The sequence below is a fragment of the Brachyspira pulli genome, from assembly GCF_036997785.1.
GTDB lineage: Bacteria > Spirochaetota > Brachyspiria > Brachyspirales > Brachyspiraceae > Brachyspira > Brachyspira pulli.
Genome location: NZ_JAWLQI010000012.1, coordinates 1 through 17943 on the forward strand (window position 1 = coordinate 1; position 17943 = coordinate 17943).

At 26.8% G+C, this 17943-nt stretch carries 12 protein-coding genes and 1 tRNA gene; 10 read left to right on the forward strand and 3 right to left on the reverse strand.

Features of this window, described 5'->3' with window-relative positions; translation table 11 throughout:
* The 3 genes from R4K56_RS04230 to R4K56_RS04240 form a co-directional block, all read left to right on the forward strand.
* Positions 1-2508, forward strand: a 2508-nt coding sequence (locus R4K56_RS04230) for a LysM peptidoglycan-binding domain-containing protein (RefSeq protein WP_335786885.1), incomplete at its 5' end; no start/stop codon positions are given.
* Between the two features lie 42 nt (positions 2509-2550).
* Positions 2551-2925 carry a YkgJ family cysteine cluster protein gene (locus tag R4K56_RS04235; RefSeq protein ID WP_335771690.1) on the forward strand — a complete coding sequence of 125 codons (375 nt, stop codon included), beginning with the start codon at positions 2551-2553 and terminating at the stop codon, positions 2923-2925.
* Between the two features lie 77 nt (positions 2926-3002).
* Positions 3003-4457, forward strand: coding sequence for an HD-GYP domain-containing protein (locus R4K56_RS04240; RefSeq protein WP_335771691.1), 1455 nt, complete (start codon positions 3003-3005; stop codon positions 4455-4457).
* 88 nt (positions 4458-4545) lie between these two features.
* Here R4K56_RS04240 and R4K56_RS04245 read toward each other — a convergent pair.
* A tRNA-Thr gene (locus R4K56_RS04245) sits at positions 4546-4618 on the reverse strand.
* A gap of 7 nt (positions 4619-4625) precedes the next feature.
* Positions 4626-5243: a hypothetical protein gene (locus R4K56_RS04250; protein ID WP_335758174.1), complete on the reverse strand. Its 618-nt coding sequence runs from the start codon at positions 5241-5243 to the stop codon at positions 4626-4628.
* Positions 5244-5404: 161 nt separating this feature from the next.
* Between R4K56_RS04250 and R4K56_RS04255 the strand changes: the two genes are divergently transcribed.
* Positions 5405-5773, forward strand: coding sequence for a heavy-metal-associated domain-containing protein (locus tag R4K56_RS04255; RefSeq protein ID WP_335771692.1), 369 nt, complete (start codon positions 5405-5407; stop codon positions 5771-5773).
* A gap of 46 nt (positions 5774-5819) precedes the next feature.
* Here R4K56_RS04255 and R4K56_RS04260 read toward each other — a convergent pair whose 3' ends face one another.
* Complete coding sequence (locus tag R4K56_RS04260; RefSeq protein ID WP_335771693.1) at positions 5820-7661, reverse strand: methyl-accepting chemotaxis protein; 1842 nt, start codon at positions 7659-7661, stop codon at positions 5820-5822.
* 902 nt (positions 7662-8563) lie between these two features.
* Between R4K56_RS04260 and R4K56_RS04265 the strand changes: the two genes are divergently transcribed.
* From R4K56_RS04265 to R4K56_RS04290, 6 genes are all read left to right on the forward strand, one after another.
* Positions 8564-9535: an AAA family ATPase gene (locus R4K56_RS04265; protein WP_335771694.1), complete on the forward strand. Its 972-nt coding sequence runs from the start codon at positions 8564-8566 to the stop codon at positions 9533-9535.
* The gene (locus R4K56_RS04270; protein WP_335771695.1) at positions 9535-12009 is read left to right on the forward strand and encodes a S8 family peptidase; all 2475 of its coding nucleotides are present in this window, start codon (positions 9535-9537) and stop codon (positions 12007-12009) included. Before R4K56_RS04265 ends, R4K56_RS04270 begins: the two co-directional genes overlap by 1 nt.
* 135 nt (positions 12010-12144) lie before the next feature.
* Positions 12145-12843 carry a M48 family metallopeptidase gene (locus R4K56_RS04275; RefSeq protein ID WP_335771696.1) on the forward strand — a complete coding sequence of 233 codons (699 nt, stop codon included), beginning with the start codon at positions 12145-12147 and terminating at the stop codon, positions 12841-12843.
* 90 nt (positions 12844-12933) lie between these two features.
* Positions 12934-14451 carry a DUF4026 domain-containing protein gene (locus R4K56_RS04280; RefSeq protein ID WP_335771697.1) on the forward strand — a complete coding sequence of 506 codons (1518 nt, stop codon included), beginning with the start codon at positions 12934-12936 and terminating at the stop codon, positions 14449-14451.
* 833 nt (positions 14452-15284) lie between these two features.
* A complete protein-coding gene (locus R4K56_RS04285; protein WP_335758182.1) occupies positions 15285-16253 on the forward strand; it encodes a beta-ketoacyl-ACP synthase III in 969 nt (322 codons plus the stop codon).
* A 251-nt stretch (positions 16254-16504) separates the two neighbouring features.
* On the forward strand, positions 16505-17773 hold the full coding sequence (locus tag R4K56_RS04290; protein ID WP_335771698.1) for an MATE family efflux transporter: 1269 nt from the start codon (positions 16505-16507) through the stop codon (positions 17771-17773).
* Positions 17774-17943 lie beyond the last annotated feature (170 nt).

The following is a 17943-nucleotide window of genomic DNA, read 5'->3' on the forward strand; positions in this document are numbered from 1 at the left end:
GCAAAAAAAACTACAACTAAGAAAACTGCAGCTAAAAAAGACGATACTGAAGCAAAAGAAACTGTTAAAAAAACTACAGTTAGAAAAACTGCAGCTAAAAAAGATGATACAGCAAATAATAACATAATCAGCAGTGCAGTTAAAGAAAATGCATCTAAAGAAAGCACAAAAGAAAACATAATTAAAGAAATTGAAAATAAGCCTAAAGAAGAAAAGAAAGCCATAGATTTTTTACAAGATAAAAAAGAGGTTAAAGAGGTAAAAGAAAATAAACCTGAAATAAAACCCTTAGAAAGTTTATCTATAACAAAAAGGGAAGAAGAAAAAAAAGAGGAAAAGAAAGATTTAAAAGAGCTTATCAAAGAAGCTACAGCAGAAAGAAAAGGTGCTGACAGAAAAATTGTATTAAAAACTTCTACTCCTGTTAGAAAATTAGATTCTATAAAAACTGAAAATACAGAAAATAAAACAGAAAGAGAATCAATCACTCTATTAAAAGAGGCTATAAAAGCTAAATCAAAAAATGTGTCAAGACCTGTTACTGTAAAAAAACGTCTTGCAGTAGTAGATGATGAGCCTATAGAAAGCACAGATACTACAAATACAACAAAAGAATCAAGCGTATCAAGCCCTATAGTGGCAAGCGTATTAGCTGCTCATTCATTAAAAGATAAAGAAAATGACGAAAAAATTGAATCAGAAAAACATGATATACATGATTTATTAGATAAAAAAGATGAAACTTCTGAAAATATTGAAAACAAAGAAACTATTTCAGAAGTATCTGAAGAAACAACTTCTGCAGAAGAAGAATTAAAAGAAGCTGAGAAAACTGAAATTGAAGAAGAAAAAGTTGAAGAAAAAACAGAATCTGCTGTAACTCATAGCAGTACTTATAGTTCTTCAATATTCTCATTTGAAAGATTCCGCAGAAAAGAGGAAGAAGCAAAAGAAAAAGCTGAAGAAAATCAAGAAGAAGAAACAGAGTCTACAGAAGCTAAAGAGGAAATTGAAGAAAAACAAGAAGAAGTTGTTGAGGAGAAAAAAGAAGAGGAAACTTCTGTACAAGAAACTGAGAAAGAAGAAACAACCGAAAATGTTTCATCTGATGAAGACTCCGAAGAAAAACAAGAAGAAACTGCAGCTAAAGAAGAAATAAAAGTAACTGAAAAAGCAACTTACAGTAAAAGCGATATTTTCAAAAGACAAGTTATTATACCGTTAAACGATGAAGATGTTCAAAAATCTAAATATGAACAGCAAGAAATTGATAACGCTATAGAAAAAGCTCATACAATAAATGAAAATGATTCAATAGAAAGTTATGCTGAAAATAGTCAGGAAGAAACAGATAACGAAAAATTACAAGAATTAAAAGATAAAGATATAAAAATTATAGAAACTGAAGAAGAATTAAAAACTTCAGCTCTTCCTGAAATAGAGAAAAAGCCAGCTGAACCTTATGTAGTTCCTAGCCACTCTATCGAAGAAAATAAAAAATCAAATAAAATTGTTGCTATAGTTGGCATCATCATAATAATACTTGGATTATCTTTCTTGGGAGTACAATTCTTCTCTGGAAGAAATAACACTATAGAAGATGACGGTTTCTATGATATTGTAACTAATGAAACTATTAATAATACTAATAATGCAATAGATATACAAAACACTAATGCGGTTAATACTAATGCTGTTAGACCACAAACTAATAACACTAGACCTAACACTAATAATGTTAATACAAATACTGCTAAACCGCAAACTAATATTAGACCTAGTACTAATAATGCTGTAGTTAATACTAATGCTATTAAACCGCAAACTAATAATACTAGACCTAATACTAATACCGCAAATACTAATGCTATTAGACCTAATACTAATACAACTAGACCTCAGACAAATGCAGTAAATACTAATACTATTAGACCGCAAACTAATAATACTAGACCTAACACAAATAATACTGCAGTAAATACTAATACAGCTAGACCTCAAACTAATAATACTGCGGTAAGACCTAGCACTAACAATACAGCAACTAGACCTCAGACAAATAATGCTCCTACTCCGCCAAAAGAGCCTGAGATAACTCCTCCAACACCACCTACTCCTCCGCCTAATCCGCCTGCAGCAAATACTAATGCAGCAGCTAATAATACGGCACAAAACAATAATAGTACCTTAACTTATAATACAGGTACTTATAAAACTCAATGGAAAGATACTCTCTCCTCTATAGCCGTCACGGAACTGGGTGATTCAAGGAGATGGCCCACTATATTCGTACTTAATGAACAAATAATAAAAAATCCTGACAGTATAGTTTTTAATGTGAATATAAAATTGCCTAATGGAGGAAAAAAAAAAGTTGAGAATATGAGTGATGCTGAAAAAAGAGCATTGTATAATGATTATATAAAGGTATCAGACATATATTCAAGAATGGGTAAACAAGACCTAGCAAATACAATCAAATCTCAAGCAAATTCAATTATAAAATAATAATTATCACTCCTAAAATAAATCAGCTATAATAAAAAAATTATGAAAAGATTCGCTAAAAATAAAAATGCTATTTTAGAATTTTCCTGCACTGGATGCGGTATATGTTGTAAAGAACCAGGTTATGTTTTTTTTACTGATGATGATATAAAAAAAGCATCTAATTTTTTAAATATATCGCCTATAGTATTTATTAACAAATATTTAGAATACGATGAAGGGTATGGATATTATATTCAAGTTAGTGGAGAAAAAGGCTGTACTTTCTTAGATGAAAGTAATAAATGTATAATACATGAGGCTAAACCGGAACAATGCCGAACTTTTCCATATTGGAATGAATATATGGATAAAAATGGAAACCTCATTGCCGGCAAATTTAATAGACCCTGCCATGGTGTATCTATAAAAAAATAGTCTTTTATTGTTTATTTTTTTTTAATATATTATATAATATAGTCAGCCAATATATTTTGTTTTAGGAAAATCGGATAATGAGTAATGATTTAATAAGTAAATACGATATTTTAACGGTAAAAGATCTAAAAAATATTAAAGATCAATTAATTTCACATAATATACCTCTATTTAGAGTTGATAAAGAAAAAAATCTTATAGCATTTCCAACTGAACAATTAAGTCTTATTATAGACAATGAAAAATATAATAACCTAAAACTATATATTCCTAAAAATTTTGCAGTATTCATTGATGAGTTCAAATCAATAACTCAAACTGATTCATCTACATCAAGCAATCAAGCTGCTGCTCCTTATGTTTTCAGAACTCCTAAAGAATCTGAAAAAGAAATGGGTAAAAGAATTTCTGAAATTTCTAAAATGACTTACAGAGAAAAAGTAAGCACAATAGAAACATACAATAAAGAGCTTAAACAAATTGTAGTTGATGAAGAACAAGGTATCAATAAAAATACAGCTCAGCAAATCGTTAATGTTGGTAATGATGTAGGTCTTATCGCTAAAGTAACAATGTTTGAGAGTATACAAAAAATTAAAGGTGAAGAAATTACTCAAGAACAAGCTAAAATAGAAAACCAAGAAATAACAGAAACTACTACTAACCTAGTTACAACTATAGTTGATATGCTTTCAAAAAATACTGAAACTCAAAAAGTATTTGATGAACTTAGAAACTATTCTGACGGCGGTGTAATGTCTCACTCTAACAGGGTATTTATTTCTTATGTCAATTTCATGGCATTTTATAATAACCTCATAAACAGAAGACATTTAGTACATAAAATAAGAACTTCATATACTAATAAATATAAAAAATTCTATGAACAAGTTGAAGCAGTATTCAGCAAAGATAATATATGCAAAAACTTAGCTACTGTTGAAGACTGTATTGATAAAGGTATTAAAATCATAGAAGACAGAGAAATGAATCTTTATTCTGTTGGTGCTTTGCTCCATGATATAGGTAAAGTTAAAGATTTGGATTATTTTGAAGGTGCTAACGGCAGAGATTATGAAAGAATAAAAAAACACTTATTTAACAGCTATGCTTTAGTAAGTCAAACTTCAGAATATCCTCTTGAAGTTATATTGACTGTAGCTTTACACCATGAATATTATGGTTTAGGTTATGGCCCTTATGATCATTTATACAAATTAAAATTGGCAAAACACCCTAGTTTCCAAATAAAAAGAATCATGACTTATGATGCTAAGACTATAGATGAATGTGAGGCTTTTGCTTATTTCCCTGCTAAAATGCTTGAAATAATAGACGTTTACGATGCTTTAATTGACCCAGCACGTAAATATAGGGGCGGAAAAACATTCACTCCAGAAGAAGCTCTTAACATTATGAGAGAAGATTTTATAGAAAAGCATGTTAAATTAGACCCTATTCTATATGATGTATTTGTAGAGTTCTTAAGTAATTCTATAGAACAGGATTTAATGGCTTGTAAATTAATATAATCTTATTTTTACGCTTTTTATACTGCTATAACTTTATTATAGATATGCCAATATTTTTTAACAAAATAATTTAAAAATATTTTATCTGAGCCAGCCATGGGGATCGAACCCACGACCCACGCATTACGAATGCGTTGCTCTGCCAACTGAGCTAGGCTGGCTTTTATTTTAATTCATATCATTTGTAGCGTAGCCGCTGTTTAATTCCTCTAGCTTCTGAACACCATCTCTAAAGGCTGTAAATATACTCTGCCAATTGCTTGTAGTGAGAGAAGATATTGATATATCATCATAAGCTTCTTCTCCAAACTCATTAATAAAATTGAATCTTATATTTGTTATTGCAGCATTAGCAAAACCGTCAAACTCTGCATCATCATTGAATTTATATCTAACTTCTACATCATAATATTTGAATCTTCCCATTAAATAAGGATTATAAATAACTTTTTGTATATTAGTAAGCTCAATACTGCTTCCGTCATTAAATGAAAATGTTATAGGCATGCCATTTGTTATTGATATTGCACTTGGATACTTATATCTAAACTGCAATGTCATAGTTCTTCCGTTTCTTTTATAGAATCTAAAACTATTATCCCTTAAATATTTATAAGTGTATTTCCAAGATGTATATAGATTCATTTTTGAAGTTAATTTATCTCTTTCTGAAAAAAATAATCTGCTTTTGAATATATCATTAGTACCAGCTTCTTCCTGTGAATACAAGATATTTGAAGCCAAAAATACTGCTAAAAATGAAATTAATAATGCATATCTATTCATTTTATAATTCCTTATATAAAATATACTACCATTAAAATACGGAATATTAAACCTTAAAATTGAATTTTTTCTTACAAATAAATTGACTATATACACTATTTTTGTTAGAATAATAAAACTTTTTACCGATAAAATTCAAAAAATTAAAGGAAAATTTATTAATGGAAGCTATAATTATAATATCTATCATAATATTAATATCAATCATCTTTGTAATAAGCTATATAAAGAAAATACAATCTGGAAGCTGCTGCGGTACTAGAGGAAATGAAAACATATCAAAAGTAAAAGTAGCTGATAAAAATAAAAATCATTATCCATACAAAAGAATATTACAAATAGGCGGAATGACTTGCAGTAATTGTGCCAAAAAGATAGAAAATAATTTTAATAAACTTGGAAATGTATATGCTAAAGTTAATTTTGATAAGGAAGAATTAATTATACTTATGAAAGAAGAATTAAGCGATCAAGATATTGAAAATGTTATAAAAGATTCTGGATATAGATATTATATAAAAAACGCCTGATAAAAAATTACCAGACGTTTTTAATATTTATATACAAAAATCAAATTTATTTCAATCTAAAGAATCTCATAGCTTCTTCAAGCTCTCTAGCCTCATTCAAAAGAGAATCAGCTGCTGCTGTAGATTGCTCTACTAAAGCAGCATTCTGCTGTGTTACAGTGTCCATTTGCGAAACTGCTATATTTACCTGATCAACACCTGCTTGCTGTTCTATAGCTGTTTCACTAATATCACGCATTATATTTGAAGTTTCTTCCAATTTCTTTTCCAAATCTTCAAATATTTGCTGAGATTCTTTTGCTTTTTCTGCTGATTTACTAATTTTTTCATAAATAATATTAATCAAATTAGTTATGTCTTTAGCTGAAGTTTGTGAGTTTTGTGCCAAATTTCTAACTTCACTAGCTACAACCGCAAAACCTTTACCTTGTTCACCAGCACGTGCTGCCTCAACTGCTGCATTCAAAGCCAATATATTAGTTTGGAAGGCAATATCTTCTATAACTTTTGTAATATTCTTTATTTTTTCACTATCTTCATTTACTTCTTCTATGCTGTTTGTTGTTTCAACGATAATAGCTCCTGCATTTCTAATAGATTCCATAGATTCTTTCATCATATTATTTCCTTCAACAGAGTGAGAAGTTGAAGATTTTATTGTTGAAGCCATCTCTTCCATAGAACTTGCTGTTTCTTCAAGACTTGCTGCCTGAGCTTCTGTTCTTCTTGATAAATCAGCATTTCCATTAGCCAATTCCTGAGCCGCACTGCTGATCTTTTGAGAGGAAGAATTTACTTGAGTAATGATTTCTGTAAGTTTTTTACGCATATTACTGAATGAATTAAATAAGATTCCAAGTTCATCTTTTCTTTTATGTTCATTGGATACATAAGTTAAATTACCAATTTCTATTTCTTTAGCTTCTTTTATTATACTATTTATATGACCCATAAGTCTTTTTATAAATAGATATACTGATATTGAGAATAAAATAACTGCTATTACTCCAACAATAGAACTTATAACTATTACTATTCTATTATTTTCATATATCTCACTATCAAACATAGTCATAGCAACTATCCAATTCATAGACTTCATTCTGCAATAAGAACCTGTTCTTTTTTTATCCATATAAACATACGATAAAATACCTTCAGATAAATTATTATCAAATACTGTTTTATAATCCGGAACCACACTAGAACCTATTTGCTCATAAATATTATCCATTATATCTATTAAATTGGAATCTATAGCTAATATTCTTCCTGTCTTTCCAAGATCTATATCTGTAAAATAATTATCATGTATAAGTTTCCAATCCACAACAACAAGAATGGCTCCCAATAAATCTCCATTTAAACTTTTTATAGAACCGCCTAAAACTAATGATTTATTGCCTGTATCTTTAGAATTGATTATTTCTTCATCATAAGTATATTCAAAGCCATTTGATTCTAATTTAGTCCAAAAATTAGGTCTTGTTTCAGCTATATTATCACCTATAGAATTACCCAAAGCATCTGCTATAATATCACCATTTAAATCAATTACAGCTATATTTATTGAATATTCATTTGCCCCATTAAATAACGCTAAAGCTTGTAAAACATCATTTTCTGTAGCTTCATTTCTATTTAATAAAGAATTCATTACAGCAGGTGCCACAGAATAAGTTTTTGCTAATGATATTTGGTCTATCAAAATAGCATCAAAAAGTTTAGCATAGCTTTTTGCTGTATTTTGAAATCCCTGAAGTCTGCTTTTGCTTAATCCTTTACTAGCAATAGTATTAGAAATAGTTAATATAATAATTATAATAACTAAAGAAATTAAAGATATTACAACAGGTATCTTAAAAGATAAACTATCTATTTTTTTCATACTATAACTCCAATCCCGATTCTTAATATTTTAAAATTATTGATTAAAAAAATATTTACGAAAAAATTACATAATCTTAATAGTTAGATAGAGTGTACATTTTTTTATCATTTTAATCAATATTCTACATTTATTTTTTTTAATTATTTTTTTTAATAAAATTTTCTATAAAAAAAAATTTTTTTACACTTTTTTTAAAAGTTTTATATATTTATAATGTAAACAGAATTGATTTGTATCTAATTTTATAAATTTTTTTCTTCATAATTTACCTTAATAGCGGGCATGTGAGTGTCCGCTGATTTTTTTAACCATTTTTTCATAAAACCATATTTATCTATTAAACAATTTATACACTTCTATTTTTATAAATTATAATATATGAAAGAAATGTAAGATATTAATAAACCTTATGATATTTACATAACAAAAATAATATGGCAAAAAATATTGAAAGAGATTTACATATAACAAACAGACTTTTATAACTAAAGCAGATTTTATACAAAAAAGTAATTAAAGATTTTTTTATTAAAATGTTTAACAAAAGAATTATAGTATACATTTTTTAACAAAAATCCCATAATTTAATATTTAAATTTGACTTTAAATAGATATTTTACTATAATATGTAATATAGGTAACAAATATTACCAAACTGGAATGTAAATATATTTCATATAATAGTTTACAAGAATTATTTTTTTAATCTATCCATATTGGAAATTTATTTTTTTAGGAGGAAATTATGAGTAAAAATACAACATAGATAATATTAATATATTTCATAAAAAAGGTTATATGGTATTGTGCATATTAAACTTGATTAGTGATATCAATTGATTTTTTAAAGTATTTAAATATAATTGACTATATATTTAATACTTAAAGAGGCAATAAAAATGGCTACTTATGAACAAATAAAAACTTTAATAAAATACCATTATGATAATGATCCTGATGGTTTTTATACTACTGCATTACAAATAGCTGCTTATGAAGCTAAAAGTGGTCATGAAAAAATTGCAAATGATATAAAAAAATTAATTGATAAAAAACAAAAAGAAAATAATATAAAAATTATTGCTAATGTAAATGATTTTTCAGATTTAGTTATTGTACAAAAATCAGATTACAAAATGAATAATCTTATAGTAAATGATAATATTAAATTAAAATTAAATAGAATTATTGATGAATATAAATTGCAATCAAAAATAAAAAAATATGGTTTAGATAATAGAAGAAAATTATTATTATCTGGACAGCCTGGAGTAGGAAAAACTTTAACAGCTTCTGTTATAGCTGGAGAATTATCTTTACCTCTACATATTGTAATGATAGATAAAATAATAACAAAATACTTTGGTGAAACTAGTGCCAAATTGAGAAAAATTTTTGATTTATTATATGACAGGAGAGCAGTTTATTTATTTGATGAATTTGATGCAATAGGTGCTGAAAGAAATTTAAGTAATGATATTGGAGAGATAAGAAGAGTATTGAATTCTTTTTTACAATTTATAGAACAAGATAAATCAAATAGTATAATAATAGCAGCAACTAATAATCCAAAAATTTTAGACCAGGCATTGTATAGAAGATTTGATGATATTATTTATTATTCATTGCCAAGTAATGAAGAAATAAAATTACTTATTAACTATAGACTTGGAGATTTTAAACCTGCAAAATTATCATTTACAAAAATATTGGAAAAAACTAAAAAATTAAGTCATGCTGAAATAGTATATGCATGTGATAATGCAATAAAAGAAGCTATTTTAAATGATAGAAACACTATAACACAATCAAGTTTAATAAAAATGATAGAGGAAAGAAAAAACTCTTACAAGTTTAAGGATAAACAATAATGGCAGCTTACAAACATATTTTTATTAATAAAAAAGATGCGATAGATTTTTCTAGAAAAGGATATGGAAACTTAAATCTGAAACCTAGAAATAGAAAAGAACATGGTAAAAGAATAAAAAAACAATTTGAATATGCAATAAATAATTCTAGTGAATTTGATACTGATAATGTAAGAAGAATTGTATTTGAAAGTGCTGAAGATTGCGATATTGTAATAACTAGTTTATTAGATAAAAGAGGTAATATAACATTAATAAATACAGATACAATTATAAAAAATGATAAAATAATAAAAAGGGGTGTAATCTCTATTCCTAAAGGAGCAGAAAAAATCTTTTTAAAAAAAGTAGATGAATATATAAATGAAAATAAGATAAATTATAAAACTGGTAAAATGAATCCAAAACATAAAGCTTTAATTGAAAGCATAGAAAATATTTATAATGCAGTATTAGAGTCTTTCTGGGATAGTAAAGAAATTGAATATATACCTTCAATAGAAAAAAAATTTTATGAAGCTTGGATTAATTACATTAATAATAACTCAAATGACACAATAAAAGATTTTATAAATATATGTAATGGCTTGGATATAAACGTTAATAAAAATGCTCTGATATTTCCTGAAAAAATTATTTTTTTAGTTGAGGCGAATAAAGAAGATATTTTAAATTTATTAAAAAATTGCAGTAATATATCTAAATTCAAAAAATATAACGATATTATACCATTCCTTATTAATGAAACAAACAAAGATTTTAAAGAAGAAATTATAAGAGATTTACAAAAAAGAACAGAATTTAATAAAGGCACAGATGTTATTGTAGATATTTTTGATACTGGTATTGATAAAAATAATCCATTAATAAGTAAATTTATATCTAACAGTTATTCATTTGAAAAAGGATTAGATTTAACAGATTTTGAGGGACATGGAACAGAAATGGCAGGAGTGGTATTATATAATGATTTAGAAAATTATATTGACAATAAAAAAACTATTAAGATTAATCACCGTATTTCATCAGGTAAAATACTGCCAAAAACAAAAATCTACAAAGAATTATGGGGAAGTGTAACTGAAAGATTAGTTTATAATTCAGAAATATTAAATAAGAAATATAAACATATAATTTGTATGGCTGTAACTTCTGAAGATAGCACTAATAATGGTAAAGTTACTTCTTGGTCTGCTGCTATTGATAAATTATGCTATGGTGATGATATTAATAAAAAAAGAATAATATTTCTACCAACTGGGAATATAGAAGAGAAATATCATAAAAATTATCCAGAAATTAATAAAGAACAAATTGTAGAAGATCCATCTCAATCTTTTAATGCTATCACAGTAGGAGCATATACAGAAAAATATAATTTATCAGATAAAGAATATAAATCATATAAAATCATAGCTAATAAAAATTGTATATCTCCATATACAAAAACATCTTGCGGATTTAATGATAAATGGGGTATTAAACCAGATATATTAATGGAAGGTGGAAATACAGCAATAGATAATACTGGTTTTCCTACATTGGTAGAAGAATTATCCACATTAACAACATCTAATGATCAAAATTATTTGACAACAATCAATGCAACAAGTGCCGCCACGGCAAAAGCAGCATGGTTTGCAGCTCAAATACAATCTTCATATCCTAATGCATGGCCTGAAACAATAAGGGCTTTAATGATTCATTGTGCATATTGGCCTGATGAAATGATAAAACATTTATTTCCATATTTCAACCATAGAAAAAAAGAACATTATAAATCTTTACTTAGAATATGCGGTTATGGAGTACCAAATTTTTATAAAGCCATTAACACAATGGAAAATTATCTTACATTAATAAGTCAATCTGAGATAAAGCCTTTTAAAAAAGAAAATAGCGAAACTAAATTAAATGAAATGGATTTATATGACTTACCTTGGCCAAAAGATATTTTATTAAATTTAGGTAGTTTGGAAGTTGAAATGAGAGTTACATTATCGTATTTTATAGAACCATCACCTGGTGAAGTAGGTTGGGATTATCATTTTAGATATTCTTCTTACGGACTTAGATTTGAAATAAATAAACCATTAGAGAAAGAAAAAGAATTTTTAAGTAGAATCAATAAACTCTATCAAAATGATGAAGAAGATGAGGAAAGTAGTAATTCTAATTTATATAATAATAATTGGGTAATAGGAAAATATGCAAGAACTAAAGGTTCTATTCACAGCGATATTTGGAGAGGTACGGCTGCTGATTTGGCAACTTGTGATAAAATAGCAGTATTTCCAGTTGGTGGCTGGTGGAAAGAAAGAAAACATTTAGAAAAGTACGAAGAAAAAACAAGATATTCATTAATAGTTTCAATAAGTACACCAGAAATAGATGCAGAAGGTAATAAAATAGATATATATACTCCTGTAATTAATAAACTTGAAATAGAACCTGAAATACAATTAGAAATTTAATGAAACTACAACAATGACACAACTCTTTTGCGAGCAAATAAGTACTTTGGGGTGACCGAAGTTATTACATTTAAGTATGGTGTAAGGTGGTAAAAAAATTGACAAAGTTAAAAATTTTTAGTATATAATATAGCTATGAATGAAATAATTATAGAATACAAAAGAATAAAAAATATATACATAAGAGTGAAGCCAGATTTGAATATATATGTAACTGCCCCAAAAAGAGTTACTAAAAAATACATATATGAACTTATAGAAAAAAGAAAAGATTGGATAGAAGAAAAGAAAGAAGACATCAAGAAGAAAAGCATTTATGATATAAGCAAAAAAGAATTAGTTAGCGGAGATGAAATTTATTATTTAGGAAGAAGATATTTATTAAAAGTAGTAAAAAGCAGAGAAGAAAATATTATATTAGACGGAAAAATGATGTATATGTACATTAATATAAAGGAAAAAGAAAAATTTAAAAACAGCGATATAAGGAGAAAGCATAATTTACTTGATATATGGTATAAAAAAGAGGCTTTAAAATTATTTGACACACTTTTAAAAAAATACTGCAGTATAATGAATTTAGAGATTAACAGTTTCACAGTAAAAAAACTTAAAAGTAAATGGGGCTCATGTGATGTTATAAAAAAGCATATTACATTTAATTCGGAGCTTATGAAATATCCTCAAAGTGCTGTGGAATATATAGTAATTCATGAACTAGCACATTTAATAGAGGCTAATCATAGTAAAAGATTTCATAATATAGTAAGCCTTTATATGCCTGAATGGAAAAAAGAAAAAAAGATATTAGATACATTTTTTAATAATTTATAATAAAATATGTTGAAAAAAAATACAGATTATACTATACTAAAAAACACTATTTATGGATAATATTAATTTAACATTATGAGGTAATAAATAATGAATTATAACGAAAAACTATATAATATATTCTCAAGCGGCGAGCAAAAATTAGAATCTTGGATGGCTGCTGTATTTTCAAAAGAATATGATCATAACATGACTATTGATGAAGTTAGAGATATACTTTCAGAATCTGATGAATATATGGTTATGGAATTTAATGAAATAGATAAATCTAATTTTATAAGAGATAAATCAATATGGGAATTATCAGTAAAATTGCAATATTTGCCTATGGTTATGGAAGAAGAAGATCATGATTGCGGATGCGGACATGACGGCTGTTGCGGCGGCGGACACTCACATGATGAAGAACATGATTGTGGTTGTGGTCATTCTCATGATGAGGAGCATGGCTGCTGTGGCGGGCATTCACATGATGAGGAACATGGATGCGGTTGCGGACACTCTCATAACGAAGAAGAACAAAATAATGATGAACTTAGTTTCCATATAGCTTTTGTAGATGATTCTACTGTTACAGAAAATGTTCCTGAAATATTCTCTGTAAACACAGTAAGAGAAGAAGATTATAAAGAGGCTTGTCAATGTAAGTATGCAGTACATGTATCAACAACTTTTGATAATCACCCTCTTACAGACTATCAAAGACAATTACAATTATTAGACAGTTTAGTACCTGAATGTTCTATATTTTTAGATATGGCTTGTTATACTGCTCATTCTGGTGATTGGCTTTCATATACATCTACATTCGCTTTGCCTCCTTCTTTGGATTATTTATATACTATACATGCCGTTTATGATGATGACAAAGACCCTAACAAAGTAGAATATTGGTTCCATACTCATGGACTTTACAGAGTTGGTTCTATAGAACTTGAAATAGTTGGTGTTGAAGATCCTAATGTTCCTTATGGTCAATTATTAAATACTTGTGCTAAAATGTTTATAGAAAGAGGGGTTCCTGAACCAGGATTTAAATTCAATCCTGCTTATAATGTTTATGTTTGCTGGCTTCCTTGGGAAGAAGGTTTAAAGCAGCTTAATATTGCTAATGATATCACAGGAAGTGCTAAAGACAGAAATGACGGCGTACATAATACTCCTTCTGGAATATTAGTTGCTGTAGACAATGAAGGAAATTATCATTCTATAGATTATTATAAAAAAGAATTAACTGATAATCCTATGTTTATGATGAGTTATTTTGAAACTTCACTTATGAGAGAGGCTGCTTTTGAAAAACTCGAACATTTCCTTGAATTATTAGATAAAAACAAAGGCGATAAAAATACTTCTTTCTTAGTAAAATTAGGCTATGGAGAAACAGAAGAAAATCCTAATGATTTAGAGCATTTATGGTTTGATGTTCATGGCTTTACTAATGACGGTTATTTTGATGCTACTTTAATAAATGAGCCTTATAAAGATTTAGGTATGCATGAAGGCGAAAGAGGGATGCATAGTATAGAAAGACTTACAGATTGGACTATATATTCAGAAAACGCTCAATACAATTCAAGCAACATATATTTATTATTTGAAGAATAAAAATTAATACTTAAAATAACAAAAAACAATGGGCTTATTTATTAGGTTCATTATTTTTTTATTTTATATTAAAAACTTTTTTCAACGCACGGTAAATCAAATTTTTTATATAATAAAAATTTTAATTCAAATAAATCTATATTTTTAGCTTCGCTCTACGTGCGGTTAATATACACTCTAAATTTAATTTAAACTTGGGCGGGTGTTAACAATTCTATTTACACATAAAAGAAATAAAAAATAATAATATTGAATTATATCAATAAGGATAGAGGGCGGGAAATTTAAAATAAGCTAAAAAAATATTTACACACCCCACCCTATAGGCTTTAAACTATTTTCTGATATTTCTGTATTATTTTTCCTTATAAATCTAAACTGTTATTTTAGCTGCCCACCCAAGATTTGTTTAAATTTGTTGTGCACTTACCGCACGCAGAATAAAGCAAAAAATATAGATTAGTTTGTAATTAAGATTTTATTATATTGTTAATTTAGTTCACCGTGCGGGAAAAGCATTTTTAAATTAATTCAAACTTGGGCGGGTACTGTAATTTCTAATTAAGTTATTTAAGAATATAGGTATAAAAATATCAAAAATTATTCATTAAGTATAAAGGGCGGGATATGTAAATAAAATTTTATTTTTTAATGTAAAAATATTGTCATTTTTTATTAAAATTCAATAAAAATATAAAATTATCATAATATAGTTATAGTTAATAGTACCATTTTCAACAAAATAGTTACTATTAACTATAGATTTTTTACTATTTTTTACTAAACTATTAAAATGAAAATTCTATACTTAACTACATTTAATGGAGAATCATATGAAAAGAGCATACATTAAGAACATAGCATATTACGTACCAGAAAAAATATTAGACAACAAATATTTTGAAAGCATATTGGATACAAACGACGAATGGATCACAACACGTACAGGAATAAAAACAAGACATATGGCAAGAGAAGATGAAACCATATTTGAAATGGGATTAAATGCAGTTAAAAACTTAGAAAAAAAAGGCGTTGATTTAAAAGAAGTAGATGCTATTTTAGTACCTACAGTAACAAAAGATTATATATTCCCTTCTATGGCAGGACAAATACAAATGGCATTAGGTCTTAAACATTGTTTTGCTTTGGATTTGTCAGCTGCTTGTTCCGGATATATATATTCATTAAATACAGCTACAGCTTTAATAGAAAGCGGTCAATGCAATAATGTTCTTATAGTTTCATGTGAGAAATTAACTAAAGATGTAAACTGGAAAGATAGAGGAACAGCTATTCTTTTTGGAGATGCTGCTACAGCTTCATTAATCACTACAAGAGATGATGGAAAAGGTATAATAGGAATGCATATGCAAAGCGAGCCAGATATGAGTATTGTACTTAACGGCGGAAGTGTTTGCCCTATAAGAGCTGATGATTTGGAAGCACCAGAGTTTAAAATACATATGGCTGGTTCTGAAACTTTCAAAAGAGCAGTAACAGAATTTTCAAATAGTATAGATAAAGTTTTAGAAAGCACAGGAAAACAATTAAGCGATGTTAAATATTTTGTACCTCACCAAGCTAATTTAAGAATCATGCAGGCAGTTGCTAAAAGAATAGGACTTCCTATGGAAAAAGTAAGCGTTGTATTAAATAAATTTGGAAACTGTTCTTCTGCTAGTATAGGTTTGGCTTTGACAGATGCTTTAGAGGATCATAAAATAAATGACGGTGATTTAGTTCTCCTTACTGGATTTGGAGGAGGATTCACTTGGGGTTCAACTTTGATGATTTGGTAAAACTATCATATATATATTTTTGAATAAAATTTTTTCTTAAAGGGTAGCAATAAGCTATCCTTTTTTTATATTGACAATTAATAAAAATAAATTATGATTTGATTTATGAAACTTGTTATTGAATTAAGCTCCGGCAATATCTAATTGTTTGGAGCATACTAAAAATTTTTCAGTATGCTGCAGTTCATTGCGGTCTATAAAATATATTTTTTATAGGTTTAATTTTTAGTTTAAATTTCAAGGAAAGTTTCATGTATTTAATAAAATTTTCATTTATTTTATTCATTTCAAATATACTTCAATATTTATATAGTATTGCAGATATAATATTTATTTCACATTCAGTAGGAGATAATGGAGTTATAGCATTAGGAAACTGTGCTTCTATAATGTTTATTATAACTTCAATACATTTAGGCTTATCAATAGGAGGCTCTGTTATAATATCAAAATACAGAGGCTCTAAAGATATAATAAAATATAAACAAAGTATAGGAAGTTTATTATTTCTATCATTCGTTTCTTCTATAATAATTTTTGTATTTGGAATAATATTTTCAAAACAAATATTATTATTTATGAATATACCTAAAGAATCTTTTAATTATGCTTATGATTATATTAAAATAATTTTCTTTGGCGTAATATTTACATTCTTATATAGTTCAATATCATCAGTTATAAAATCAAGCGGTAAAGAAAAGATTTCATTATTCTTTATAATTATAGCTTCTTTAGTTAATATAGTATTAGACTTTATATTTGTTTATATATTAAAATTATCTGTAAAAGGAGCAGCCTCAGCAACTGTTATATCGCAGATTATAAGTTTCTTATTATCATTATATTTTATAAAAGATAATATAACTTTTAAAATCGATATGAAGATAATAAAAGAATTAATACAAGTATCTTTTCCATGCATATTTCAAATGTTTATAATAAACATATCATATTTTTTAGTAAATATAATGATGAATAAATATGATGTTATAGCAGGATTTACTATAGGATTAAAAATTAACACTTTCATAGGTATGATTTCTTGGTCTATAGGTGAAGCATTAAGCATATTAGTTTCAAAAAATATAGGCGAGAATAATTATACAGAAATAAAGAAAAATGTTAAATTTTCTATAGTATTTGATATAACTTCAACAATGATTGTTATTTTATTTATTCATGTATTTGCTAGAAATATTATAAGTATATTCTATAGCGGAGAAGAGAAGGTAATAAATGATATAATATATTATTTGAGAGTTTGTGCTTCATTTAACGGAGCTATTTATGCTTTGATGTATATGCTTGACAGTTTTCTTATAGGCATTCAAAAATCATATATAACTTTTATTAACTCTTTTATAGATTCTATAATTTTTAAAGTTGTATTATCAAAAGTTTTAGAAAGCATTATAGGATTTTTAGGCATATATATTTCTATGTCAATCTCCCCTATTCTTCCGGCATTAATTGGTATAATTTATTTTTATAAGTTTATAAAAGAAAATAAATTATAAAAAACTATAATAATCAAAAAAGCGTATACATATATAATTTTCAGGTATACGCTTGTAAATTAATTTTTAAATTCATAACAAATAAATTAAGTAAAGAAAATATATATTCTTTACATTAGTATGTAATATAATTTTATACCATATTGATTTTTTAACATTTAATACCATAA